Annotated in this window: 22 protein-coding genes; 15 read left to right on the top strand and 7 right to left on the bottom strand. The window is 37.3% G+C overall.

What is annotated here, in order from left to right:
• Positions 1 to 75 precede the first annotated feature (75 nt).
• The 3 genes from JAZ75_RS03350 to JAZ75_RS03340 all read right to left on the bottom strand — a co-directional run bounded on the left by JAZ75_RS03350 (position 76) and on the right by JAZ75_RS03340 (position 6,864).
• The gene (locus JAZ75_RS03350) at positions 76 to 1,533 is read right to left on the bottom strand and encodes a glutamate synthase subunit beta (protein WP_183916012.1); all 1,458 of its coding nucleotides are present in this window, start codon (positions 1,531 to 1,533) and stop codon (positions 76 to 78) included.
• Between the two features lie 15 nt (positions 1,534 to 1,548).
• On the bottom strand, positions 1,549 to 6,063 hold the full coding sequence (gene gltB, locus JAZ75_RS03345) for a glutamate synthase large subunit (protein ID WP_132772377.1): 4,515 nt from the start codon (positions 6,061 to 6,063) through the stop codon (positions 1,549 to 1,551).
• 552 nt (positions 6,064 to 6,615) lie between these two features.
• Positions 6,616 to 6,864 carry a hypothetical protein gene (locus JAZ75_RS03340; protein WP_208700234.1) on the bottom strand — a complete coding sequence of 83 codons (249 nt, stop codon included), beginning with the start codon at positions 6,862 to 6,864 and terminating at the stop codon, positions 6,616 to 6,618.
• 110 nt (positions 6,865 to 6,974) lie between these two features.
• Between JAZ75_RS03340 and JAZ75_RS03335 the strand changes: the two genes are divergently transcribed.
• From JAZ75_RS03335 to JAZ75_RS03305, 7 genes are all read left to right on the top strand, one after another.
• Positions 6,975 to 8,072, top strand: coding sequence for a mandelate racemase/muconate lactonizing enzyme family protein (locus tag JAZ75_RS03335; protein ID WP_208700232.1), 1,098 nt, complete (start codon positions 6,975 to 6,977; stop codon positions 8,070 to 8,072).
• A gap of 133 nt (positions 8,073 to 8,205) precedes the next feature.
• Entirely contained in the window at positions 8,206 to 9,186 is a 981-nt protein-coding gene (locus JAZ75_RS03330; protein ID WP_021188785.1) for a deoxyhypusine synthase family protein, read from the top strand.
• A 7-nt stretch (positions 9,187 to 9,193) separates the two neighbouring features.
• Positions 9,194 to 9,751 (top strand): hypothetical protein, encoded by a 558-nt coding sequence (locus tag JAZ75_RS03325; protein ID WP_168128248.1) that lies wholly within the window; start codon positions 9,194 to 9,196, stop codon positions 9,749 to 9,751.
• Between the two features lie 67 nt (positions 9,752 to 9,818).
• A complete protein-coding gene (locus tag JAZ75_RS03320; protein WP_208700230.1) occupies positions 9,819 to 10,391 on the top strand; it encodes a non-canonical purine NTP diphosphatase in 573 nt (190 codons plus the stop codon).
• Between the two features lie 2 nt (positions 10,392 to 10,393).
• Positions 10,394 to 11,359: a glycosyl transferase family 90 gene (locus JAZ75_RS03315; protein WP_208700228.1), complete on the top strand. Its 966-nt coding sequence runs from the start codon at positions 10,394 to 10,396 to the stop codon at positions 11,357 to 11,359.
• Positions 11,360 to 11,488: 129 nt separating this feature from the next.
• Positions 11,489 to 12,307 (top strand): helix-turn-helix domain-containing protein, encoded by an 819-nt coding sequence (locus tag JAZ75_RS03310; RefSeq protein WP_208700225.1) that lies wholly within the window; start codon positions 11,489 to 11,491, stop codon positions 12,305 to 12,307.
• Between the two features lie 80 nt (positions 12,308 to 12,387).
• Complete coding sequence (locus JAZ75_RS03305) at positions 12,388 to 12,966, top strand: DUF417 family protein (RefSeq protein WP_132772366.1); 579 nt, start codon at positions 12,388 to 12,390, stop codon at positions 12,964 to 12,966.
• A 70-nt stretch (positions 12,967 to 13,036) separates the two neighbouring features.
• Here the strand turns inward: JAZ75_RS03305 and JAZ75_RS03300 are convergent, their stop codons facing one another.
• A complete protein-coding gene (locus JAZ75_RS03300) occupies positions 13,037 to 15,394 on the bottom strand; it encodes an OstA-like protein (RefSeq protein ID WP_232789347.1) in 2,358 nt (785 codons plus the stop codon).
• 142 nt (positions 15,395 to 15,536) lie between these two features.
• Here JAZ75_RS03300 and tilS point away from each other — a divergent pair, with 142 nt between their 5' ends.
• The 7 genes from tilS to JAZ75_RS03265 all read left to right on the top strand — a co-directional run bounded on the left by tilS (position 15,537) and on the right by JAZ75_RS03265 (position 20,325).
• Entirely contained in the window at positions 15,537 to 16,862 is a 1,326-nt protein-coding gene (gene tilS, locus JAZ75_RS03295) for a tRNA lysidine(34) synthetase TilS (RefSeq protein ID WP_208700221.1), read from the top strand.
• 1 nt (position 16,863) lies between these two features.
• Complete coding sequence (locus tag JAZ75_RS03290; RefSeq protein ID WP_132772360.1) at positions 16,864 to 17,358, top strand: hypothetical protein; 495 nt, start codon at positions 16,864 to 16,866, stop codon at positions 17,356 to 17,358.
• A 92-nt stretch (positions 17,359 to 17,450) separates the two neighbouring features.
• Positions 17,451 to 17,774, top strand: coding sequence for a DUF4834 family protein (locus tag JAZ75_RS03285; protein ID WP_021188792.1), 324 nt, complete (start codon positions 17,451 to 17,453; stop codon positions 17,772 to 17,774).
• Positions 17,775 to 17,809: 35 nt separating this feature from the next.
• A complete protein-coding gene (gene recF / locus JAZ75_RS03280; protein WP_021188793.1) occupies positions 17,810 to 18,913 on the top strand; it encodes a DNA replication/repair protein RecF in 1,104 nt (367 codons plus the stop codon).
• Positions 18,906 to 19,232 (top strand): DUF721 domain-containing protein, encoded by a 327-nt coding sequence (locus tag JAZ75_RS03275; protein ID WP_021188794.1) that lies wholly within the window; start codon positions 18,906 to 18,908, stop codon positions 19,230 to 19,232. Before recF ends, JAZ75_RS03275 begins: the two co-directional genes overlap by 8 nt.
• Before the next feature lie 29 nt (positions 19,233 to 19,261).
• Positions 19,262 to 19,834 carry a Crp/Fnr family transcriptional regulator gene (locus JAZ75_RS03270; RefSeq protein WP_208700219.1) on the top strand — a complete coding sequence of 191 codons (573 nt, stop codon included), beginning with the start codon at positions 19,262 to 19,264 and terminating at the stop codon, positions 19,832 to 19,834.
• A 44-nt stretch (positions 19,835 to 19,878) separates the two neighbouring features.
• Positions 19,879 to 20,325, top strand: a complete 447-nt coding sequence (locus JAZ75_RS03265; RefSeq protein WP_021188796.1) for an SRPBCC domain-containing protein — start codon at positions 19,879 to 19,881, stop codon at positions 20,323 to 20,325.
• Here the strand turns inward: JAZ75_RS03265 and JAZ75_RS03260 are convergent.
• The 3 genes from JAZ75_RS03260 to sucC all read right to left on the bottom strand — a co-directional run bounded on the left by JAZ75_RS03260 (position 20,320) and on the right by sucC (position 23,864).
• A complete protein-coding gene (locus tag JAZ75_RS03260; RefSeq protein WP_021188797.1) occupies positions 20,320 to 20,940 on the bottom strand; it encodes an L-threonylcarbamoyladenylate synthase in 621 nt (206 codons plus the stop codon). The two genes, JAZ75_RS03265 and JAZ75_RS03260, sit on opposite strands and share 6 nt — an antisense overlap.
• A 100-nt stretch (positions 20,941 to 21,040) precedes the next feature.
• Positions 21,041 to 22,486: an asparagine--tRNA ligase gene (gene asnS, locus JAZ75_RS03255; protein ID WP_132843754.1), complete on the bottom strand. Its 1,446-nt coding sequence runs from the start codon at positions 22,484 to 22,486 to the stop codon at positions 21,041 to 21,043.
• 184 nt (positions 22,487 to 22,670) lie between these two features.
• Entirely contained in the window at positions 22,671 to 23,864 is a 1,194-nt protein-coding gene (sucC, locus tag JAZ75_RS03250) for an ADP-forming succinate--CoA ligase subunit beta (protein ID WP_132772350.1), read from the bottom strand.
• 173 nt (positions 23,865 to 24,037) lie between these two features.
• Here sucC and JAZ75_RS03245 point away from each other — a divergent pair, with 173 nt between their 5' ends.
• On the top strand, positions 24,038 to 24,691 hold the full coding sequence (locus JAZ75_RS03245; RefSeq protein ID WP_183916712.1) for an ABC transporter ATP-binding protein: 654 nt from the start codon (positions 24,038 to 24,040) through the stop codon (positions 24,689 to 24,691).
• Positions 24,692 to 24,742 lie beyond the last annotated feature (51 nt).

Genomic DNA, 24,742 nt, shown 5'->3' with positions numbered 1-24,742 from the left:
GATAGGAAGTGCTATAAAAGAATAAACCCCGTAAATATATTTACGGGGCTCATTCTTTTATATTTAGGATTGGTATTAAGCATATTGATGAATAGCTTCTTTGCTTTCAAGCTCCGAATGCCCCATTAGGAATTCGTCTACTTTTCTAGCACACTCACGGCCTTCTGATATCGCCCATACAACTAATGATTGTCCTTTCCTACAATCTCCAGCTGTAAAGATCTTATCTACCGAAGTCTGGTAAGCTTTATCTGTCGCTACTATATTTCCTCGGCTATCGACTTGAACACCCAGTTTTTCTGGCAATTGTTGCTCTGTATGTTGATAACCGACAGCTAAAAGAACAAGATCTGCCGGAATTTCTTTAGGCTCTGATTGACCTAATTTTGTTCTTCTACCGAAATCATCTACTTCGTATTCGACCTCTATGATCTGAACAGCTTTGACATTTCCATGGTCATCACTGATGAAGGCTTTTGTTTCGGTCGCCCAAAGTCGGTCACAACCTTCTTCTTGTGATGATGAAGTGTTGAAAGTGATTTTATCTGATGGCCATGGATTATTCTTTAATCGTTCCTTTGCAGGGATGGGTTTACGTGCGATCTGGGTAATGCTCTGTGCCAGTTGTCGATTGGAAGTACCGATACAATCCGATCCAGTATCACCGTCACCGACTACGACTACATGTTTTCCTTGGGCGATGATGTGCTCTTCCGTGTATTCAATACCACTCACTTTTTTATTCTGCTGTTTCAGAAAATCCATCGCGAAATGGACACCCTTTAATTCTTTTCCAGGAATATCCAAATGCCAAGGAACAGTTGAGCCTGTTGCTAAAATAACAGCATCAAAAGAAAGTAACTCATGGGTGGAGATGTTTTTGCCAACCTCAGCGTTTACGTTAAATTTAATACCTGATTCCTGCATCACCGAAATCCGGCGGTCAATAATTTTCTTGTCTAATTTAAAATCTGGAATACCATAACGGAGTAAGCCTCCCAGTTGATCATCACGTTCAAAAACGACAACGTCATGACCAGCTTTATTTAATTGTGCGGCTGCAGCTAAACCCGCAGGTCCTGATCCAACAATAGCAACTCTTTTATCTGTTTTAATATAGCTTTTGTTAGGTTTTACATAACCTTTATTGAAAGCAATTTCAATAATATGTTTTTCAATTTCTTCAATGGTAATAGGAGAACTGTGTATACCCAATACACAGGCCGATTCACATGGAGCTGGACAAATTCTTCCTGTAAATTCGGGAAAGTTATTTGTTGAGGTCAATATGTTGTATGCATCTTCCCATTTTCCATCGTAAACGGCATCATTAAACTCAGGTATTACATTGCCCAAAGGACATCCTGAGTGACAAAATGGAATACCGCAGTCCATACAACGTGCGGCCTGTGTATTCAGTTGACTATCTGTGTAACCCTTGTTGAATTCCTGAAAATTCTGTATTCTGTAAGCTACCGGTTCTTTTTGCGGAAGCTCACGATCGTATTCTTTAAATCCTGTTATTTTTCCCATGATTTTTCCTCCTGATTATGCTTCAACTAATTTTGTACGTAATACCTGTTTGTATTCTTTTGGAAATACTTTGATAAAGCTGTTTTTCTCAGCAGTCCAGTTTTCGAGGATATGTTGTGCAATTTTGCTGTTTGTGAGTAAAATATGTCTTTTTAGCAATGCAATAATTGCTGTTTCATCTTCTTGTTCCAATGGATCAAGATCTACCATTTCAGTATTGCAATTGTCTCTAAATGTTCCTTGTTTATCATAGATCCAGGCGATACCTCCGCTCATACCAGCGCCGAAATTTCTTCCAGTAGCTCCTAAGATAAGTGCACGTCCCCCGGTCATGTATTCACAACCATGGTCGCCAAGACCTTCTACTACTGCCGTAGCACCTGAATTACGAACAGCAAAACGTTCGCCGGCTTGTCCATTAATAAAGAGATGTCCCGATGTAGCACCAAATAGAGCAACATTACCGATGATGATATTTTCATGCGGTATCAATTTACTTTCTGCTTTCGGATAGATCGCTAATTGTGCACCAGATAATCCTTTACCAACATAATCATTTGCTTCACCTTCTAACTCAAATGATAGTCCTTTTGTTGAGAATGCACCAAAACTCTGTCCCGCAGAACCTTCAAATTTGTAATTGATGGTATTATCAGGTAAGCCTTCGGATCCGTATAGTTTAGAAATCTCATTCGACAATAGCGTACCGATGGTACGATCCGTATTTTTAACCGTGAAAGTTCCAAAAACTGGAGTTTTGCTTTCTAAGGCATGTTTCGCTTGTTTCAATAATCCCCAGTCTAAGATCATACCCATGCCGTGATCTTGTTCTTCAGTATTGTAAAGAGACTGATTAGGATCGTTGGGCTCAACATATAATATGCCTGAGAAATCAATTTTGGAAGCTTTCCAATGATCTATGTTCTCACGTTTTTTAAGGAACTGTGCTTTTCCTACCATTTCATTGATGGTACGGAAACCCAATTCTGCCATGGTCTCTCTGATTTCTTCGGCCATGAAGCGGAATAGGTTAACAATGTCCTCAGGTTTACCGGTGAATAATTTTCTTAATTCTGGATCTTGTGTGGCTACACCTACTGGACAAGTATTCAAGTGACACTTACGCATCATGATACAGCCTCCAGCAATAAGGGCAGCAGTTGATACGCCCCATTCTTCTGCACCTAATAAGGTTGCTACAACGATGTCACGTCCAGTTTTTACCTGTCCATCTGCTTGTAGTACGATACGGCTTCTAAGTTTGTTTTTCACCAAAGTTTGGTGTGCTTCTGCTAATCCCAATTCCCAAGGTAAACCTGCGTGCTTTGTCGAACTGATCGGAGAAGCTCCTGTTCCTCCGTCAAATCCTGCTATCAGTATAACGTCGGCATGTGCTTTTGCGACACCCGCAGCAATAGTTCCAACACCCGCTTTTGAAACGAGTTTGACATTGATACGTGCAGCACGGTTTGCATTTTTTAGATCAAAGATTAATTGTGCTAAATCTTCAATCGAATAGATGTCATGATGTGGTGGCGGTGAAATTAACCCTACACCTGGCGTTGAATGTCTTGTTTTAGCAATCCATTCATTAACCTTAGGTCCAGGAAGCTGACCGCCCTCTCCAGGTTTAGCACCTTGAGCCATCTTGATCTGTATTTCGTCTGCCTGTGTCAGATAGTTGGATGTAACGCCAAACCTTGCGGATGCTACTTGTTTGATTGCAGAGCGCATCGAGTCACCATTAGGAAGAGGCTGATAACGGAGCTCATCTTCACCACCTTCTCCAGTATTTGATTTTGCACCGATGCGGTTCATCGCAATTGCCAGTGTACTGTGTGCTTCATGTGAAATAGAACCAAATGACATCGCACCTGTGGCAAAACGTTTTAAAATATCACTAGCTGGTTCTACTTCCTCTAAAGGAATTGCTGTTCTATGTTTAGCAAAATCTAATAAACCACGCAGGGTGAACATCTGTTCTTTTTGGTTGTTTATTTTTTCCGCATATCTTTTATAAGTAGCATAATCATCATTGCGACAAGCCTGTTGTAGAAGATGTACAGTATCTGGGTTCCAAAGATGTCCTTCACCTCTTCGTTTCCATTGGTAAAGACCGCCTTCAGGAAGCAATGTTTGTGGAGTACGGCTTTCTTTGAAATTCACCCAGTGTTTTGTCAATACTTCCTGTGCAATATCGTCCAAGTTTAAGCCCCCGATACGGGATACGGCACCGCAAAAATATTTGTCTACAACAGTTTTATCTAAACCTAATACTTCAAAAATTTGTGCACCATGATACGACTGCAGGGTCGATATCCCCATTTTTGAAAATATCTTTAATAATCCCGCATTTACTGCCTTTACATAGTTTTTGGAAAGTTCAGGCCATGTTAATTCGGTTTCGATTTTACTTTGTTCTTTCATCGTACGAATACTCGCAAGAGCCATGTAAGGATTGATTGCAGTCGCACCAAATGCAAGTAAACATGCGAAATGATGAACTTCCCAAGCATCTCCAGCTTCTACAACAAGACCGACAGCACCACGGTTTCCTGTTTTGATTAAATGGTGATGTACTGCAGATACAGCTAATATGGACGGGATAGGAGCATGTTGTGAATCAATGGCACGGTCTGAAAGTATCAATACTTCGAAGCCATCACGTACAGCATCATCTGCATATCGACAAAGGCGTTCTAATCCAGCTTCCAGAGAACCATTTTGACCATCTGCTCGGAAGTAAGATTGTAAAGTTTTTGCCTGAAATACACCCGTGTCTATTGACCGTAGCTTTTCTAATTCTTTCGAGGTCAATATCGGATGTTCGAGCGTAACGCAGTGACAGAATTTTTTATCTTCAATGAGTATGTTGCCTGCATTTCCAATGAATGTTGCTAGACTCATAACTAAACGCTCTCTTATTGGATCAATAGGAGGGTTTGTCACTTGAGCAAAAAACTGCTTGAAGTAACTGGATAAGTGTTGCGGTTGATCGGAAAGTATAGCTAATGGTACATCAGATCCCATGGAACCTGTTGGCTCATACCCGGTCAGTGCCATTGGTGTTAGAATTGTTTCTAAGTCTTCTCTCGAATATCCGAAAGTCTGCTGATACTTAAATACCGATTCTTTAGACAGATAGGTATAAGTAACACGAGGCTCAGCCAATTCTGTTAATTTTATTTTATAACTGTCTAACCAATCGCCATAAGGCTGTTGACGTATTAAGTCGCCTTTTACCTCTTCGTCAGATAAAATTTTACCCTGTTCCATATCGACCAAGAAAATTTTACCAGCTTGTTGTCTTCCTTTTTTGATGATCGTTGATTCATCAATAGGAAGTGCGCCTGCCTCTGAAGCAACGATGACTCGATGATCTGAAGTAATGGCATAGCGTAAAGGACGCAATCCGTTTCGATCTAGGGTTGCACCAATGGACTTGCCATCAGTAAAACAAAGAGCAGCTGGACCATCCCAAGGTTCCATTAATGTGGCGTGGTACTCATAAAATGCTCGTTTTAATGGATCCATTTGTGTATTGCCATCCCAAGCCTCAGGGACCAGCATCAGCATCACATGGGAAAGGCTGCGGCCACTGTGTAATAAAAGTTCTGCAACATTGTCTAGACATGCAGAATCAGATTGACCACGGTCTACAACAGGTAATAAGATCTCCATCTCTTCTTCTGTAAAATAAGGAGACGAAAGCGCACGCATGCCTGCGTAAAACCAGTTCAGATTTCCTGTTAATGTGTTGATCTCACCATTATGCGCTAACATACGGAAAGGCTGTGCTAAAGACCAGGAAGGGAAAGTATTGGTTGAAAAGCGAGAGTGTACTAATCCAAATGCAGAAACAACTCTTGGATCGCGAAGGTCTTTAAAATAAGTGCCAACTTGGTAAGTTGTCAACTGACCTTTATAAATAATTGTTTTGCAAGATAGGGAAGCGAAGTAAAGCGGTAGTGGATATTCTTGATATTGTTTGATTTTTTGGATAATCAAACGTCTGAGGACAAATAATTTGCGTTCAAATTCTTCAGTGTTATGTACGGTCTCGGGTCTGTCGATAAAGAATTGAACTATTTCGGGTTCAGCGCTTAATGCTGTCGGGCCTATACCTGCTCTACTTACTGGTACATCCCGAAATCCAAGGAATTTCATATCCCTTTCAGTAGCCGCTTCTTGTATAACTGTTCTGCAAATTTTGTTCATTTCAGGTTCTTTGGGTAGGAAAACCATTCCTGCTCCATAATATCCTGGTTCTTTAAGTTGTATACCTAGGTTAATACATTCTTCCCAAAGAAACTCATGTGGTAATTGGATCATAATACCTGCGCCATCTCCACTCTCTGGATCACAGCCACAAGCACCACGATGCTCCATATTTTCTAACATGGTCAAGGCATCTTTTACCTGTGCATGTGATTTTATTCCTTTAATATGCGCTACAAAACCAACCCCACAGGCGTCATGCTCAAAACTCGGGTCGTATAGCCCTTGCTGATTTGTGTTACTTTCAATCATCTTCCTATTCAATTATTACTTTGCTAATATATGAATAAAAACATTAAAATATTATAGATTTTATAAATTATTTTAAATAAGCTTATGTTATTTGTAAATAAAAAGTCTTTTATTGCTGATATTGTATTTTGAAAGAGCTTTGTGATTTGTTTTTTGAATGAGCATGTTACGTGTTGTAATAAAATGATTTGTATCATCTTAATGATTGGTGATGCAGTTTTTAAAGCGGGTTCATCAAGATGATCTGCCTTTTACTTGATTAGAGTATGCTTCAATCTTTATTCGCACTTTGTTCGGGAAGCCTTCGGTAAAGCTCTACCTTTTGTCTATTGTTTGTCTTCTGTTTGTCTTCCGTTTGTCTACTGTTTCAGTATAGGCGAGGTATAGGATGGGTATAGGATTAGTATAAGGAAGACGAATCCTTTTCGAACCTTTTGCGAACGAAGGGCGAAATCAACTCTTACTTTATTCAATTGTGAATGACTGCCGTTTGACTTAAGTTCGAGTTTGCTAGGGGAGAGATAGGAGACAAGCCCCACAGTTGTTCGTGGTCTATTCGGTAGGTGTTCGACACCCTGCCGCATACCTGTCGAATAATAGTCGAAGGGTACTCGAACCAGACTCGAAGAGTTGTCCTGCCAATGCCCTAGCAATGTCGGAGTAAGGCGAAATAACGTATGCACTTGTATGGACTTTTACGGACTTCCATGGACTTTCACGGACTTTCCTTTGCGCATTGTATTCCGATCTCAATAAGAAGTCGATCGGAGACAGGTCCTTAAAAATAATAGATTTTAGCATATAACTAATTCTGGAACGGATAAGCTTTGCGCTATATTTTAGATATTCTTTATCTATCTTAGCTTTTGTTATTTTCGCTGTGAGGTAGGAAATACATAATAGTTTAAACCATGAAAATCACTGAAATAGAAATTTATAGATTAAGCATTCCTATGGAGCCTTTTGTCATTGCAACAGGCACTATGGATTTTGCACAGAACACCTTTATTCGGATTCGTACGGATACCGAAATCGTTGGGGTTGGTGAATGTTCTGCCTTTCCTATGATTGTAGGGGAAACCCAGGACACCTGTTTAGTGATAGCGCGTGACTTTGCGAAGTTATGGAAAGGTAAAGATCCTTTAAATATAGAGGAGCGTCTCGCAGAGCTAAATATGTATATAGCCGGCAATACAACAATAAAATCTGCATTTGACATGGCTTTATATGATATTGCATCAAAAAATGCAGGAGTTCCGTTATATCAATTTTTAAAAGGTATTCCACGAGAGATCGTAACCGATATCACGTTAGGTATCGCCAGTCCGGAAGAAATGGCAGCTAAGGCAAAAGAGTTGTACCGTGCAGGGGCTGTGATGTTGAAAGTGAAATTGGGCAAGGATCCTAAAACGGATATCGCAAGGATTCGGGAAATCCGTAAAGCGGTCGGCTTTGATATGCCGATTCGTATTGATGCAAATCAAGGATGGACATACGAAGGTGCTGTAGAGGCTTTGCAGGGACTGGAACCTTTTAAGATTCAGTTTTGTGAACAGCCTATGCGTACTTATTTAGATCATTTGCTTCCTGAACTTCGTACCGAAACAACGGTTCTGATCATGGCAGATGAATCTGTCTATAGCCATCATGATGCGGAACGCTTGTGTCGTGCAGATGCCTGTGACTATATTAATATTAAATTTTCAAAATCAGGAGGCATTCATGAGGCATTAAAAATTGCCGCAATAGCTGCTGAATTTAATATTCCCTGTATGATAGGGGGGATGCTTGAAAGTCGATTGGCTTTAGCCGCGAAAGTTCATTTTGCTTATGCTGTGCCGAATGTGAAGTTTTATGATTTGGATACTTGTATGGTCGGCCATCTAGAGGATCCTGTTGTCGGTGGTATTCAATATAAAGGATATCATATTCATCTTTCGGATCTTCCGGGTATTGGTGCTGATATTAACCAGGAATTTTTGGATTCCTGTGAGCGATGGGTAATTTAAGATTGCAAATATTTTTTAACATTTGTTAAAAAATGCTTGAATAGCATGCTGTTTGGCAGACCTCCAAGCTTAAAATAAATAATATTCAGTACCTTTGCTACACTTATTATTTTATTAAAAGTAACAAAATATTATGAGTACACAAAAAGGTCCTATTTCTCAGTTTATTGAGGAAAATTACCTTCACTTCAATGCTGCGGCATTGGTGGATGCAGCTAAAGGTTATGAGGCTCATCTATTAGAAGGTGGTAAAATGTTAATTTCTTTAGGTGGTGCAATGAGTACTGCTGAATTGGGAATTTCTTTGGCTGAAATGATTCGTCAAGATAAAGTACATATCATCTCATGTACAGGTGCTAACCTGGAGGAGGATGTTATGAATTTAGTAGCACACTCACATTACAAGCGTGTTCCTAACTATCGTGACTTGACTCCAGAGCAAGAAAGAGAATTATTAGATCAACATTATAATCGTGTTACAGATACTTGTATTCCTGAAGAGGAAGCATTCCGTCGTTTACAGAAACATTTGGAAGATGTATGGCATGCTGCTGAAGCAAAAGGCGAGCGTTATTTACCACACGAATTTTTATACCAGGTGGTTAATTCTGGAGTGTTGGAACAATATTACGAAATTGATCCTAAAAACTCTTGGATTGTTGCCGCTGCAGAGAAAAACTTGCCTATCGTTTGTCCAGGATGGGAAGATTCAACGACAGGTAACATCTTTACTTCTAATGTAATCAAAGGTAAATTAAATGTTCATACAGTGAAATCTGGTATCGAATATATGATTTACTTAACAGAGTGGTACCGTGCTAACTCTTCTGGTAAGGGTGTTGGTTTCTTCCAAATCGGTGGTGGTATCTCTGGTGATTTCCCTATTTGTGTTGTTCCGATGATGTACCAAGATTTAGAGTGGGAAGATGTTCCTTTCTGGTCTTACTTCTGTCAGATCTCTGATTCAACAACATCTTACGGTTCTTACTCTGGTGCTGTTCCAAATGAAAAAATCACTTGGGGTAAATTAGATATCGATACACCTAAATTCGTAGTTGAGTCTGATGCAACTATTGTTGCTCCTTTGATTTTCTCTTATATTTTGGGTAAATAATAAGAATATGTCGAATTTACTGACTACAGACCCCATTGCTTTACAGGCATTCATGTCCGAGACTATATTCGCGACGGCCGATGCTGTAGAAGCTTTTTCGGGTCAGTCTGAATCGGTATCTTCACCTTTAAATCCTCAACAGGTTACTGCTCATCAGGAATCTGTTGAGGAATTTATATATCAAGGCTCTAAAGCAAAAGGAATTCTGTTTATCTTAAGATATCCCGCTTATCCTTACTTTTCTCCGGAAGCAGAGGAGGCATTTGTAAAGACAATTGGGGCGCTTAAGCTAACAGTTGCTGATGTTGCGGTTGTTAATTTGGCCAATGCACACAATCCAAATGACTTTAAGCGAATTATGTCATTTTTCACTCCTAAAAAGATTATTCTTCTAGGCGTTGAACCTTTATCATTAAAGTTGCCTGAGATTGCGCATAACTCCTATATGCACGGTCGTATTGCGACAGTCTTCAATACCTACAGTTTTGAAGAGATGTTTGCAGACATGGTTAAGAAAAAAGCTTTTTGGACTGAGTTTAAGTCATTAATTCAACATCAGAGCTAGTCTTTAGCTCGGATAATTAGCTGTTTTTTCTATTATATTTAATACATTTGAATAAAATCTTATTCGGATGATTGAACTTATTTTTGCGACTAATAATGCACATAAATTGGAAGAGGTGCAGGCTATTGTAGGAAAGAAATTCCTACTTAAATCTTTGGCTGATATTGATTGCCATGAAGATATTCCTGAAACAGGTGTTACTTTTCATGAGAATGCAAAACAGAAGACAGATTATTTAGTCAATAAATATGGATTAAATTGTTTCGGAGATGATTCTGGGTTGGAAATTGATGCATTAAATGGTGAACCAGGTGTGTATTCGGCCCGTTATTCTGGTAGCCGTGATATGGAAAAAAATATTAATTTGGTTCTGGAGAAGTTAGCAGGTATCGCTAATCGTACCGCTCGATTTAAAACAGTGATTTCACTTAACCTAAACGGTCAGCAACATTTTTTTGAAGGTAGTATTGAAGGCCACATTATTGATGAACGTAAAGGTGCGGATGGATTTGGTTATGACCCTATTTTTATACCAAATGGCTATAATAAAACATTTGCGGAAATGACTGCAGACGAGAAAAATAGTATCAGCCACCGGGCAGTCGCTGTTCAGAAATTAGCCGCGTTTTTGAGTAATTAGAAATGAATATAAAACGAATATTTTTTAAGAATAAGAATTTTAAGTTTGGATATTATGTGAAAGCTAGTTTCCGGGAATATTCATTTTTGCCTTTGTTTCGATCCAAAAGAGTAGCAATGATCAACAATCTTTCTTCTTATGACCAGGCTATTGTTGATCGTCTGGCTTATTACAATAAACTAGATGAGATTCAAACAGTGGGCGAGGGTGCTTGCTACTTAAAGGATATGAAGAGACCTAAAAAAGGTTCAGTTTATTATTTTGATCTGAAAGAATATTTACGATATTTTGACGGTGATCTTCGAATAGATATGATTCCAGGTGATGTTGTTGATATTCCCAAAACACCTGCAATTGTGAAAAGCAGACCTATTGGAGGAAATAACTGCAATTCAGTATTGCTAAATATGGATAAAGTCAGGCATTTTAATTTTATCAAAGATGAGATTGCTTTTCGAGATAAAAAAAATATGTTGCTGGGACGCGCTACAGTTCAACAGGAGCACAGAAGCCGTTTTTTTCAGATCTATTTTGATCATCCTCTGTGCGATTTAGGAGATGTCTCTAAAAAGAATCAACATAAAGGCTGGTATAAACCTGCGATTTCAATAACAGAACATCTACATTATAAATTTATACTGGCCTTAGAAGGAAATGATGTGGCGACCAATTTAAAATGGGTGATGTCATCAAATTCTATTGCCGTAATGCCAATTCCAAAGTTTGAAACTTGGTTTATGGAAGGGTTATTGATCCCTGATTATCATTATATACATATCCAAGATGATTATTCGGATTTAGAAGTGAAATTAAATTATTATATCGAAAATCCGGAAAAGGCAGAAGAAATCATTAAGAATGCACATCAGTTTGTGAAACGGTTTGAAAATCAGATGGTAGAAGATCTGGTTTCTGTCCTGGTATTAGAAAAGTTTTTTATAAAAACTGGTCAAAGAGCAGTATTATAGCAGTGAGTGTTGCTTTTCAATTTAGTCAGCTGTAAATCGATGTTACTTTAATTAAGCGAACGCTAGAATAGTCTATTTTATTTTTTTCAAAGTAGATTATAATAGAGCTAAAAATTTAGGAGAAAAACTATGTTAATCGATATTCAGCATCTTCATACATCTTCGCTTCAAGATGATTTTCAATCGGCTTTATATCAGATTTTTATGTTCGAAAATCCGGCGAAATTTTCGGTTGATTTTTCAAATTATTCCAGCGCGGCTTATAGTTTGGTTTTTTTATCTCCTTATCAACATTTCAAGTGGCAGGGGACAACACCGGCTTCCATTATTAAATTGGAGTTCCATGGTGATTTTTACTGCATTGAATATCATAAAAAGGAAGTTGCTTGCAATGGTTTATTATTTAACAATATCTACTTAACACCATTTGTGACTATTTCTCCGATTTTATTTACTGAAATAAAAACAATTTTTAATAAAATTGAAGTGGAGAAAGATGGAGGAAGTCCATTTTCTGAATCTGTATTGAAATCTTATCTACAACTTGTTTTGGCTCTTTGCAGTAAGGAAAAATCTCTTCAGCTTGTTCATACCGATGTTTATCAGAACGAATTGACAGTTAGTCTAAAATTTCAAGAACTGTTGGAGTCTGCTTTTCTTTTAGAGAGATCGGTGCAATTTTATGCACATGAACTTGCTCTTGGAGTAGATTCATTCAGCAAAAAGGTTAAAAAAGAATTGGGAAAATCTCCTTCCCAATTGATCCAGGATCGTGTTGTTCTTGAAGCAAAAAAAATGTTGCATCTGACATATTTATCTGTCAAAGAAATAGCTGCAAAACTTCAGTTTGAAGATGAGTTTTACTTTAGCAGGTATTTTAAGAAGAATGTTGGTATTTCTCCTTCAGGTTTTCGAGAGCGTGTAGGGATCTCCATTGTGGCTAAATAATCTATTGAATTTACCGATTTGTCCATGTCATAGCTGATTTATTAAATGGAAATTTGTAGCCATATCAAATATAGACAACTATGTACAGATTTATTTCTTTTCTAGCGGGACTACAAAATCAATTTATTAATTTTTTACGTTTTGCAGTCTTTCTTGTGATGGCATGGATAGGTGGTTTAAAGGCATTTCAGTACGAAGCTGATGGTATTGTTCCATTTGTAGCCAATAGTCCTGTTATGTCTTTTTTTTACAGCAAGAAGGCACCAGAGTATCAGCAGTATAAAAATCCTGAAGGTAAAACTGTTCAAAAAAATGTGGATTGGCATAATGAAAACAGGACATATCTATTTTCTTATGGCTTGGGAGCGGTTATTGTCGGAATTGGATTTTTTGTTTTATTGGGTATATGGTTTCCGAAAATAGGATTGCTTAGTGGTGTTTTGACATTTGGGATGTCCCTCGTGACTTTATCATTCTTGATTACCACACCAGAAACATTTGTGCCAAATTTAGGTGGTGATTTTCCGACACCTCACTATGGATTTCCCTACCTTTCCGCAGCAGGGCGTTTGGTTATAAAAGATATTATTATGTTGGCTGCAGGTCTTGTGATCGCTGCAGATAGTGCTAAGCGCTTGTTGGTTTCCGAAAGACATTAACTTATTTGAAGATCATCAACAATGCGGTATTATTGACAGGCCGCATTGTTGATGATCTTTTAATTAAATCTTACTTTTTGATCGGTTCTTTATTTGGAGAAACTGCCTTAATAAGAGTGCTATCTTGTACGGCCTGCAATTTTTCTCCTTGAGCCTTACTTTCCATTTTCTGAATTTCCCGCTTAGGCGCAGTTTGTTTTTTAACTTCTTCTTGAGGCTTTTCCTCCGGTTCGCTTTCTATATTCTTAATTGTTTTCTCTTTAGGTTTTCCCTCTTTGTTTTCAGCCTCGGGAACTTTAATCTCGTCTTTTGCAACAGATCGTTTTCTATTGAGTAAATCTTCTTTTGACTTCGGTCTATCTTCCGGCCTCCAAATAAACCCCGGTAGAAATTCTTTTTCTTGCGTTAATTGGGCAATTGGGTAGACTTTACCATCAACTTTTCTAATGGAAACATACTCTTTCAATTTATTGTTTTCCATGTAAATTTTAATGCGGCTGCTGCGATCATGGAATAATTCTGTTGCTACATTGGTTTCTTCATTGACGACATAAATGATGTTTTCGGCATTTCCATCAACGAACATCCGTTCTAAACTGTTTTTATCAAAGAATCCTGTTATTTTACGGCCTTTTAACTGATTGTATTTAGCGGAGTCCAAAGTTGCATTTACCATAAATGCATTACCTACAATTAACGTATTGTCCAGTTTCTGATTCACAAATTGCAGAAAAATCGTATCACCGGATATTTGAGATTTCTCTGCCCAGATCATCGGTTTTCCCATTAGCCTGAACATAGAATCTGCCATACCATAGTAAACAGAATCTGCTACAGCTTGAAAATCGGATTTAAACATGCGCACATTATGGTATGCTTTGACAATACGGGTTTTTGCTGTGTCGGGTGGAGCTGCAGGTTTTTCATGATTGTTTTTCGCAGCTTTAAGAGCTTTATTAAAGATTTGATCACTATAATCTGCTTTTGGGACGACTGCATTTTTTCGCAAAATACTGTCAGCCTTACTATTTTTCTCTAATTCAAAACGATTTAAATCTTTTACAACAGGTTTTGCTGTTGTTTTTTCAGTATTTGGACTTGCTTTTTTAGGCTCCTGTTTGGTTTTTTCTTTTAAGACAGCTTGCTTGTCTTTAATTTTCTGTTGAGGTGCATCGTTATTGATTTCCTTTTTTCCTAAGGTATCACCTTGCTGCTGCAAAGAATCTAAACCTGATGTAAAATCGGTATCCGTACTATCATTATCGTCTCCATAATCTTCATCTACCTCTACATCTAGCTCACCACCGTCACGGCTTAGTTTGAAATTTTTGGGTATGTAGGTGCTTCGGAGAATCATTTTTGAGAACAGGGTATCTGCAGTCATAAATATAGAATCCATCTGTACAGAGTCCTTAGGTACTACTACAGGATCTAATTTGACTAGTTTATTCTCTCCCTTGTTATCATCTTTTGAGACAACTTCTTCTTTAACCTTTTTATCTTCTTTTTCTTTCTTCTTTACCTCTTTTTTGTTGGACGGATTGGTTTTTGTATTTCCAGTATTTGTTGAATCACTTTGCGTACTATCTTTTTTGACGACAGAGATGATCAAGGGCTTGTCGGTCATCGTGATGGATTCATCCGACTGTCGATATAATCCTTTGTCCCCATAGGCATAAAACTTATCGGTCGTGTCGACAAATACAACATTCCGGATCGCTTCTCCTTCTCCGGTTCGTCGGTCATAATGCAGCGTATCTCCTTTTAGCATTTTACTGCCTTCGGTATATAGATTTTTCTTTGTGAAGTTTGCTACGCCGGTATTGGTATTATAATCTCCTTTTTCTGTATATAGATTTTCCCCTTTATTCCCTTTGATATTGGTAGGGGTATAGAAGTAAGTCATACTGCTAGGCGAATTATACTTCATTGAATCCGTGTATATTTTGACATTTGGTGTGCGTACCACGACTTTTTTATTGAAAAAGGCATCTTGCGTATTTTCGAAATAAGTCGCATTGGTACTCGTAATGGTATCTGTACCACTAGTGATACGGCCGCCACCATAATAATTTCCAACACTACTTCTCATGTTATACTGCAGATGATTGGTCGTAAGTATGGAAGACCGACTGACCATACGGACGTTTTGCGTTAGCGTTGCATTTTGTGAAGCCGCATCGTAGTGAAGTTTATCCGCGAATATTTGAGTCCCGGTAGGCTGTGTAATGATCACATTGCTATAAGCTTCAAAGAACTGGCGCCCTATGTCGTCTTTATGTAAATAACCGCTATCTGCAGAGAGGGTAGATCCTTTATGTTCATAAACCGGTCTGTAAAACATTGCATTGCCTGTTTTTGAATTGAGAACACTGTAAGAAGACGACAATAAACGGAGTTCATCTTGCTGTTGTGCAGATGCTAGCATGAGGCCCAGGGCCATAAATATAAAGGACAAAAAGTATTGTTTCACAGAGACAAAAATATGTATTTTAATTGAACTTGTTGATTAATGGTAATTTTTCATTTAAACAAATATATGCTCAAAAAATATACATTATCTTTGATATATGAATTTGCTGGAAAGATTAACATTTTTTATCAAAGATAACAGCCTTTTTGAGGCTGATGATAAGATCTTGTTGACAGTGAGCGGTGGACGCGATTCGATGCTTTTGACTTTTTTATTGGCAAAGGCCGGTTATCAGATAGCTATTGCTCATTGTAATTTTAAATTACGTGGTGCAGAATCTGATCTGGATGAGTGCTTGGTTCGGGATTTCGCTGAAGCGCATGGTATCCCTTTTTATGTGAGGCATTTCGATACAGAGAAGATAGCTTCCGAAAGAGGAATTTCTATACAGATGGCTGCACGCGAACTGCGGTACTCCTGGTTTGAAGAATTAAGAGAAGCGTTAAGTTTTGATAAAATAGCTGTTGCACAGCATTTGAATGATCATATTGAAACGGTGTTGTTAAATCTATCCCGTGGAACAGGCCTTCAAGGCCTACAGGGCATTCAGGCAAAACGCGACCGCCTGATTCGTCCATTACTGTTTCTTAAAGCAGAGGAAGTATTACATTATGTCCAGGAATATCAGATTCCATACCGTGATGATCAATCCAACTTTTCGACGAAATATGCGCGTAATAAAGTACGTATCGACATCATTCCGCAATTTAAAAAAATGCAACCTGATTTTGAACGTATTTTTGAACAGAACATTGCTCACTTCAAAGAAAGCTATGCTTTGTTGCAACAATTCATAACACCCCTTCGTAATGACCTTTTTATAAAGGAACAAGAAGCTTGGATTATTGAAAAGGAAAAGCTTCGGAAGCATATAACGGATCTTCCGCTGTTGTATGAATTATTTTCACCATTCTGTTTTAGTAAAAGTGTGCTGACCGATCTCCAATCTTGTTTTGATAAGGAATCAGGTCGATTGTTTCAATCTGAGGGATACGATCTGTTACTTGATCGCGATTTTTTGATTATTCGTGAAAAAGAGTATAAGCAGGAAGATGAAACCATTATTACTTCAGAAACTAAATCTGTATCTTGGAGAAATTATAGTTTTTGTTGTGATTATAGTCATGATGTTTCTATTGTTCGGGATAAGCAGATTGCAAAAATAGATGCTAATCTTCTGATTTTTCCTTTGACGCTAAGAGCTTGGAAAACGGGTGATTATTTCTATCCTTTGGGAATGACAGGACGTAAAAAATTGAGTGATCTTTTTAATAATTATAAGGTGAATGTTTTTGAAAAGGGAAATGTTCCAATTTTAATAAACGGTAACGGCGATATCATCTGGGTAGCAAACTATCAACTTGATAATCGATATAAAATAAGTGGAAATACAAATAAAGTGTTTATTTTAAGCTGTAAATAACATGATAAAAGAAGGACTTCTATATACTGAAAATCAATATTTGGGGCGGGACCGTGTTTGGATAAGTGTACGTCTGGTTCTGGCCTTGTTTTGTTTTACAGCTGTTTATCTCAACATAGATCAATTACTTTCCAGCCAATTGTTTTTTTTAGTCGGAATAGCGATTATTATTACCTCTGTGGTCATGATGTATCTATTGCTGTACCGTATCGAAGTTTTTGAAGGAAAGGTGATGTTGAGTGGCTTATGGACTACGCGCTTAGTTAAAATTGAATTGAGTTCAATTGTTAAGGTGGAAAAAAAACCATTTAGTAAGTTTTTCTTCAATAATCCTGTTTATAATCTACATATTAATGGTAAGATTAAGTTTTATGCAGGTGGGAAAGATGCGGTATGGTTAACAGATAAAGATGGTCTGGTGTACGTAATCGGTACGCAACGTCAAGAGGAATTATTTCGTGCAATTGAGACAGCAAAGTCCAAAACAAACCCTTAAAAATTGTTAAATCGAATATACTGACATTTTTAAGACAACTGTTTTGAACGAGATTCTTTATTTTTGATTAAAATGACAACGAATATAAAGTTATGGCAGGATTATTAAAATTTTTATTGATTGCATTCGCTGTATGGTATTTAGTTAAATTCTTAATTCGATTAATATTACCATTTGCAATGCGTAAGGCTGCAGAAAAGCTTATGAAAAAAGCGCAGCAACAAGGTGGCTCTACCTATACCAATGGTGGTGGCTCGTTCCATTATGAAACATTTGGTCAAAATAATAACAGTTCGCAATCAGCTCCAAAAACAGATGGTCGTATATCGGTAGATTATGTTCCACCTAAACAAGAGTCAAAAAGAAAAGTGGCTGACAATGCTGGTGAATTTGTGGATTTTGAAGAAATAAAATAGATGAGTTGCTACGCTAAATAGCGTATCTTTGTGCTATGTGGTTGCGTCAGCTTTCAGTTTTAAATTTTAAAAATTATTCAGAGTCTTCTTTAGAATTCTTACCGGAGGTAAATGCTTTTGCGGGGGATAATGGTGTTGGTAAAACCAATCTTTTGGATGCTATACATTATCTTTCCCTATGTAAAAGCTATTTTAATCCCATCGACTCCCAACATATTAAACAGGGCCAAGACTGGTTTATGTTGCAGGGTTCATTCGAAAAAAACGAATTTCAAGATGTTATTTCCTGTAGCATCAAACGTAATCAAAAGAAACAATTTAAGAAAAATAAAAAGGATTATCCTAGATTGGCTGATCATATCGGTCAGTTTCCTTTGGTAATGATCTCTCCTAATGATACCCTAATTATTACTGATGGCAGTGAAGAACGCCGTAAATTTATCGATAATGTCATCTCGCAGACAGATAATAAATATCTGGACACGCTTATTATTTACAATAAAATCATTGCCCAGCGTAATATGCTATTAAAGCTGGCCAAACAAAGTGGGGTATTGGATCTTGGTCTTGTTGAAGTGCTAAACATGCAACTCGATGAAGTTGGTACTGTCATTTATAATAAACGTATTGCTTTTATGGCTGAATTTCAGCCGGAATTTGATCGGCATTACTTATACCTGACTGAAAATGCAGAGACTGTCCAGCTTGTCTATGAATCTCCTTTGATGGAAGATTCATTTTTGAACATTTTGGAAAAGAACCTGGAACGCGACCGGGCACTGGAGAGAACCACAGTGGGTATACATAAAGATGATCTAATTTTCACCATCCACGGAGGTATGCCCTTGAAAAAATTTGGTTCTCAGGGTCAGCAAAAATCATTTTTAATTGCACTAAAATTAGCACAGTATTCCTTTTTTCAACAAAAGAAAGGCTTTAAACCACTATTGCTTTTGGATGATATTTTTGACAAATTGGATGATAAACGTACGCACAAACTGATGCAGATGGTATCTGATGATGAATTTGGTCAAATTTTTCTAACAGATACAGATGCAAAAAGAATTAAGCGAATTTTTGATGCGATTGCCAGTCCAGTGCGTATCTTTGACATAGCAGGAGGTGAAGTTTATGTATAATAAGAAGTATAAGGGCGGATTGGAATATATTCGTTCGAGTGATGATATCACAATAAAAGAGGCGATTGACCGTCTTTTGGATGCTTACAAATTGAAACGTAAATTTGAAGAAACTTCTATTCTGGCAGTATGGCCAACGTTGATCGGTAAGGCTATTGCCAATCGGACAAAACAGATCTATATTAAAGACAAAAAACTCTTTGTAAAGGTCGAGTCTGCTGTAATTAAAAATGAACTTGTTTTAATGCGCAGGCAGATATTGGGACGAGTCAATGAGCATGTTGGTCACGTCATCGTTGAAGAACTTGTCGTTTTATAATTTAATTCTCAAATCTTCAGTATTAGGAGATGAATACATTTTTTCAAGATCAAATTGCGAAGCTTTTTGATGTTTCCCCCAATAATCTGACCACCATATTATCTTCTTTTGTCGAAGAGGATCTTTTAAAAGGAACATATTTTTTAGAGCACGGTAAACGCTGTGATCGATTGAGTTTTATTCAGTCGGGTATTGTCCGCGTGTTTAAAGAAAATGCTTCAGGCGAGGTTACGCAATGGATAGGGCAGGAGGGGTACTTCGTTACTGACTTATCTTCGTTTCTTTTTGATGAGCCTGCCAGGTGGAGTATTCAGGTCTTAGAGGATACGAAGTTACTTTCCATTTCTAAACAGGATTATCTTTTATTTGAACAGCAGATCCCTGATTGGAACCGGTTGGAAAAAAGATTTATAGCCAAATGTTTTTTACAATTGGAAGATCGCATATATAACTTTATAGCGCATACGGCAGAAGAACGCTATCATTTATATTTTGAACAGCATAAAGCGCTTTTTAACCGAGTGCCGCTTCAATACATTGCGTCTGTACTGGGTATGTCTCCAGAAACATTGAGCCGAATAAGAGCAAAAATTAATTCTTGATAAAAGTCAAGTGTATGGTTATTTGAATATACTAGTTTTGGTATATGAAAGCACATATCGAACAGACAATTACTATTAATACATCAATCGAATCAGTTTGGAATGTATTAGCAGATTTTAATAGTTACTCTATCTGGAGCCCTACAATTAAGCATTTTTTTTCTATTCCAAGCGTTGGAGAAAGATCGAAGGTTAGATTGGAACAGCCTGATGGACCAAGTATGACCATGAATCCGATGTTTTTAGTTATCAATCCTCAGAAGGAGCTTCGTTGGAAAGGCAGTCTTTTTATTCCAGGTTTGTTCGATGGCGAACATTATTTTATACTCGAAAAAAAATCCGATCATGAAACAGTTGTGACTCAAGGTGAATACTTTTCAGGAGTGTTGGTTTATTTTTTTCGAAAAATGATTTATGGTGTAACCTCCAATGGTTTTAAGTCTTTTAATGAAGCTTTAAAGAAACAGGTGGAGAATAGGAATATCTTATAGATATTCCTCTAAGTTTCCTTTGCCAGCTCTGATAACTTCAAATTCGCCCTCTGTAAGGTCAACTACTGTAGAAGCAACATTATCACCATAACCACCATCAATTACTAAATCGACTAGATTTTCATATTTTTCATGGATCAATTCTGGATCTGTTGAATACTCTAGAATGTCATCTTCATCTCGAATGGAGGCTGTAACAATGGGATTACCAAGCACACGTACGATTTCGCGTACGATATTATTATCAGGAACACGGATACCCACTGTTTTCTTTTTGGAACTTAATAATTTTGGAACTTGACTGCTGGCATTAAAGATAAATGTAAATGGACCTGGAAGGGCTTTTTTTAATACTCTAAAAACGGTTGTATCAAATGGTTTGGTATACAAAGATATATCTGTCAAGTCATAGCAAATAAAGGATAGATTGGCTTTATCTGCCTTTAATCCTCTAATTTCACAAACTTTTTCTATTGCTTTCTGATTTGTAATGTCGCATCCTATACCATAAACCGTATCGGTGGGGTAGATGATGACTCCACCTTTTTTTAGAACGTCAACAACTTGCTGTATTGACTTTTCATTGGGGTTATTATCGTAAATTCGGACTAACATAACGTTGAGATATAATACTAAATTACAAATTATTTATAGATAAAAGAAAAACGGTCAAAACTGGATATGTTTTGACCGCTTGCTATCGTATTGTTATCGATTAAAATTCTGCGTTGTTCGGTGTACGAGGGAACGGAATAACATCTCTAATATTGGTCATTCCTGTTACAAATAATACCAAACGCTCGAATCCTAGTCCAAAACCGGAATGCGGAGCTGAGCCATAACGACGTGTATCTAAGAACCATTCCATTTCTTCCGCAGGGATGTTGACTTCAGCCATACGTGATAATAACTTATCTAAGTTTTCTTCACGTTGTGATCCGCCCACCATTTCACCGATTCCCGGGAAAAGAATATCCATCGCGCGTACTGTTTTGTGTCCATTAGCATCTACATCATTTTGCTTCATATAAAATGATTTGATCTCCGCTGGATAATCAATCAGGATTACCGGTTTTTTATAATGTTTCTCTACTAAATAACGTTCGTGCTCGGACTGTAAATCAGCTCCCCATTCATCAATTAAGTATTTAAATTGTTTCTTCTGATTTGGTTTACTGCGTTTCAATATGTCGATCGCTTCTGTATAGGTTACGCGTTCGAAATCATTATTCAGTACAAACGTTAATTTATCTATTAGATTTAATTCTGCTCTTTCTGCCGCAGGTTTATTTTTCTCCTCTTCTAATAAACGTGTTTTTAAAAATTCAATTTCTTCAGGACAGGTATCCAGCGCATACTTGATGACATACTTCAACAAATCTTCCGCTAAATCCATGTTATCTTCCAACTCATAAAATGCCATTTCTGGTTCAATCATCCAGAATTCTGCTAAGTGACGGGTTGTATTAGAATTTTCAGCTCGGAAAGTTGGACCAAAGGTATAGATATTCCCAAGGGCCATAGCCGCTAATTCACCTTCTAATTGTCCTGATACGGTTAGATTAGTAGATTTACCAAAAAAGTCTTCTTTAAAATCAATATCACCATTTTCTGTACGTGGAATATTGTTAAGATCTAATGAAGTTACACGGAACATTTCACCAGCACCCTCTGCATCAGAACCAGTAATAATTGGCGTATGCATGTACACAAAATCTTTGTCATTGAAGAATTTGTGAACAGCAAATGCTAAGGCATTACGTACTTTAAAGACAGCATTGAATGTCGTTGTACGGAAACGTAAGTGAGCGATTTCACGTAAAAATTCTAAGCTATGTTTTTTCGGTTGCAAAGGATATTTTTCAGCATCTGAATCACCTAAGATCGTCAACTCATTTACTTTGATCTCAACTTTTTGACCTTTACCTTGTGATTCAATTAAATTTCCTTTTACGCGTAATGCAGCACCTGTTGTGATCCTTTTTAATAAAGCATCGGGTGTGTTTTCAAAATCAACTACTGCTTGGATGTTGTGAATGGAAGATCCATCATTGATTGCTATAAATTGATTGTTTCGGAAAGTTTTAACCCATCCTTTAACAATAACTTCATGCCCAAATTCAGTGGCATTTAATAATTCTTTTATACGTGTATGTTCCATTTTTATTGTGGCATTTCAAATCAGGTCTAAATAATAGATCAGGATCTTATTTTTTTGTATGAAACTCAAAAATAGGGTATAATTTATAAAAATCCTTTATTTATTTAGAAATATTCGGTATTTGTTTTAATTAAAAAAGCCTCTGAGATTTTCAGAGGCTTTTGATATTGTTTTAAAGGGAAGATTATCCTTTTAATACTTTAGTTACTAATTCAGCAGCTTCTTGTAATTGAATTGCAGAATAAACTTGTAAGCCTGAATCATCAATTAATTTTTTCGCTTCAGCAGCATTTGTACCTTGAAGACGTACGATAATTGGCACAGGAATATTTCCGATTTCATTATAAGCATCGATTACACCTTGCGCAACACGGTCACAACGAACGATACCACCGAAGATGTTAATTAAGATTGCTTTTACATTTGGATCTGATAAAATGATATTGAAACCAGCTTTTACCGTTTCAGCATTTGCAGTACCACCTACATCTAGGAAGTTAGCAGGCTCACCACCAGCAATTTTGATGATATCCATAGTTGCCATTGCAAGACCAGCACCATTTACCATACAACCTACGTTACCGTCAAGTTTTACATAGTTTAAGTTAGATTTACCAGCTTCAACTTCTGTAGGATCTTCTTCCGTTACATCACGTAATGCTGCATAATCCGGGTGACGGTATAATGCGTTCTCATCTAAGTCTACTTTCGCATCTACAGCTAAGATTTTATCATCAGATGTTTTTAATACAGGATTGATTTCGAACATAGAAGAATCTGTTGAATCGTATGCTTTATATAAAGCAGCAACGAATTTCACCATTTCTTTATGTGCACCACCAGTTAAGCCTAAGTTGAAAGCAATTTTACGTGCTTGGAAACCTTGTAAACCAACTTTAGGGTCGATTTCTTCTTTGAAGATTAAGTTTGGAGTTTTCTCTGCTACTTCTTCAATATCCATTCCACCTTCTGTAGAATACATAATGATATTACGACCTTTAGCACGGTCTAATAACACAGATACATAAAATTCTTTAGTTTCACTTTCACCAGGATAGTAAACATCTTGAGCAACTAATACTTTATTTACTTTTTTACCTTCAGCGCCAGTTTGAGGAGTTACTAATTGCATACCGATGATATCTGTAGCACGTTGTGATACTTCTTCTAGGTTTTTAGCTAATTTAACGCCACCACCTTTACCGCGACCACCAGCATGAATTTGAGCCTTGATTACAACCCAGTCAGAATTGTATTCTTCTTTCAATTTTTTAGCAGCTTCTACAGCTTGCTCTGGAGTTTCAGCAACAATACCTTCTTGTACTCTTACGCCAAAACTTTTAAGTATTTCTTTTCCTTGATATTCGTGAATGTTCATTGCAAAAATGTTTGTGTTGTAAAAGTATTATTTTTTAAGTGAATGGTCAAGTTCTGAAGCATAAATTTAGCTTAAATTGACTTTTATTATATACTACTTGGCGGATATGGAGTTAAAAGGTCTTGATTTATTCAAAGGTTTTGTTCATAAAAAATATTTAACTTTGTCATATGATGTTACAAGCCAAAAGTATTTTCAAATCATACGGTCCTTTACCTATATTAAAAGGGGTGGATATAGAAGTTGCAAAGGGTGAAATTGTGAGTATTGTTGGAGCTTCGGGAGCTGGGAAAAGTACGCTTCTTCACATTTTGGGGACCTTGGATTTAGCAGATAAGGGAGAACTGTATATCAATGGAACCAACATCAGTGCACTGAATGCAAAAAAACTGAGTGCCTTTCGCAATGAACATATCGGGTTTGTTTTTCAGTTCCATCACCTACTCCCAGAATTTACGGCTTTGGAAAATGTGTGTATCCCAGCATTTATTAAAGGTGTGGGGCGCAAAGATGCAGAAGTTCGTGCGATGGAGATATTGGATTTATTAGGTGTAGCACATCGGGCTAGTCATAAGCCGACTCAAATGTCTGGTGGAGAACAACAACGTGTATCTGTTGCTCGTGCCTTAATTAATAACCCTTTTATTATTTTGGCAGATGAACCTTCAGGAAATCTAGATTCTGAAAATGCTACAGCATTACATCAGTTGTTTTTTGACCTAAGGGATAAATTTGAACAAACTTTTGTCATCGTTACTCATAATGAAGAGCTGGCACGTATTTCGGACCGTACTATTCATATGCGTGATGGAATTGTGATCGTATAGTATGTATACAGTCATTATAAGTCACTTAGAATACATAAACCGCGATAAATG

Source organism: Sphingobacterium sp. UDSM-2020 (assembly GCF_016132525.1).
Taxonomy (GTDB): Bacteria; Bacteroidota; Bacteroidia; order Sphingobacteriales; family Sphingobacteriaceae; genus Sphingobacterium; species Sphingobacterium anhuiense.
The sequence above is the reverse complement of the archived record's forward strand: the minus strand, read 5'-3'. Positions and strand labels throughout refer to the sequence as shown.

Bases quoted from the DNA above. Each gene is read 5' to 3' on its own strand.
- JAZ75_RS03335 (WP_208700232.1), top strand. From the start codon at position 6,975: ATGAAAATCACTGAAATAGAAATTTATAGATTAAGCATTCCTATGGAG.
- JAZ75_RS03275 (WP_021188794.1), top strand. From the start codon at position 18,906: ATGTATAATAAGAAGTATAAGGGCGGATTGGAATATATTCGTTCGAGT.
- sucC (WP_132772350.1), bottom strand. From the start codon at position 23,864: ATGAACATTCACGAATATCAAGGAAAAGAAATACTTAAAAGTTTTGGC.
- JAZ75_RS03320 (WP_208700230.1), top strand. From the start codon at position 9,819: ATGATTGAACTTATTTTTGCGACTAATAATGCACATAAATTGGAAGAG.
- tilS (WP_208700221.1), top strand. From the start codon at position 15,537: ATGAATTTGCTGGAAAGATTAACATTTTTTATCAAAGATAACAGCCTT.
- JAZ75_RS03245 (WP_183916712.1), top strand. From the start codon at position 24,038: ATGTTACAAGCCAAAAGTATTTTCAAATCATACGGTCCTTTACCTATA.
- JAZ75_RS03285 (WP_021188792.1), top strand. From the start codon at position 17,451: ATGGCAGGATTATTAAAATTTTTATTGATTGCATTCGCTGTATGGTAT.
- JAZ75_RS03300 (WP_232789347.1), bottom strand. From the start codon at position 15,394: ATGCTAGCATCTGCACAACAGCAAGATGAACTCCGTTTATTGTCGTCT.
- JAZ75_RS03305 (WP_132772366.1), top strand. From the start codon at position 12,388: ATGTACAGATTTATTTCTTTTCTAGCGGGACTACAAAATCAATTTATT.
- JAZ75_RS03350 (WP_183916012.1), bottom strand. From the start codon at position 1,533: ATGGGAAAAATAACAGGATTTAAAGAATACGATCGTGAGCTTCCGCAA.
- JAZ75_RS03290 (WP_132772360.1), top strand. From the start codon at position 16,864: ATGATAAAAGAAGGACTTCTATATACTGAAAATCAATATTTGGGGCGG.
- JAZ75_RS03265 (WP_021188796.1), top strand. From the start codon at position 19,879: ATGAAAGCACATATCGAACAGACAATTACTATTAATACATCAATCGAA.
- JAZ75_RS03315 (WP_208700228.1), top strand. From the start codon at position 10,394: ATGAATATAAAACGAATATTTTTTAAGAATAAGAATTTTAAGTTTGGA.
- JAZ75_RS03330 (WP_021188785.1), top strand. From the start codon at position 8,206: ATGAGTACACAAAAAGGTCCTATTTCTCAGTTTATTGAGGAAAATTAC.
- JAZ75_RS03270 (WP_208700219.1), top strand. From the start codon at position 19,262: ATGAATACATTTTTTCAAGATCAAATTGCGAAGCTTTTTGATGTTTCC.
- asnS (WP_132843754.1), bottom strand. From the start codon at position 22,486: ATGGAACATACACGTATAAAAGAATTATTAAATGCCACTGAATTTGGG.
- recF (WP_021188793.1), top strand. From the start codon at position 17,810: ATGTGGTTGCGTCAGCTTTCAGTTTTAAATTTTAAAAATTATTCAGAG.
- JAZ75_RS03310 (WP_208700225.1), top strand. From the start codon at position 11,489: ATGTTAATCGATATTCAGCATCTTCATACATCTTCGCTTCAAGATGAT.
- JAZ75_RS03340 (WP_208700234.1), bottom strand. From the start codon at position 6,864: ATGCTAAAATCTATTATTTTTAAGGACCTGTCTCCGATCGACTTCTTA.
- JAZ75_RS03260 (WP_021188797.1), bottom strand. From the start codon at position 20,940: ATGTTAGTCCGAATTTACGATAATAACCCCAATGAAAAGTCAATACAG.
- JAZ75_RS03325 (WP_168128248.1), top strand. From the start codon at position 9,194: ATGTCGAATTTACTGACTACAGACCCCATTGCTTTACAGGCATTCATG.
- gltB (WP_132772377.1), bottom strand. From the start codon at position 6,063: ATGATTGAAAGTAACACAAATCAGCAAGGGCTATACGACCCGAGTTTT.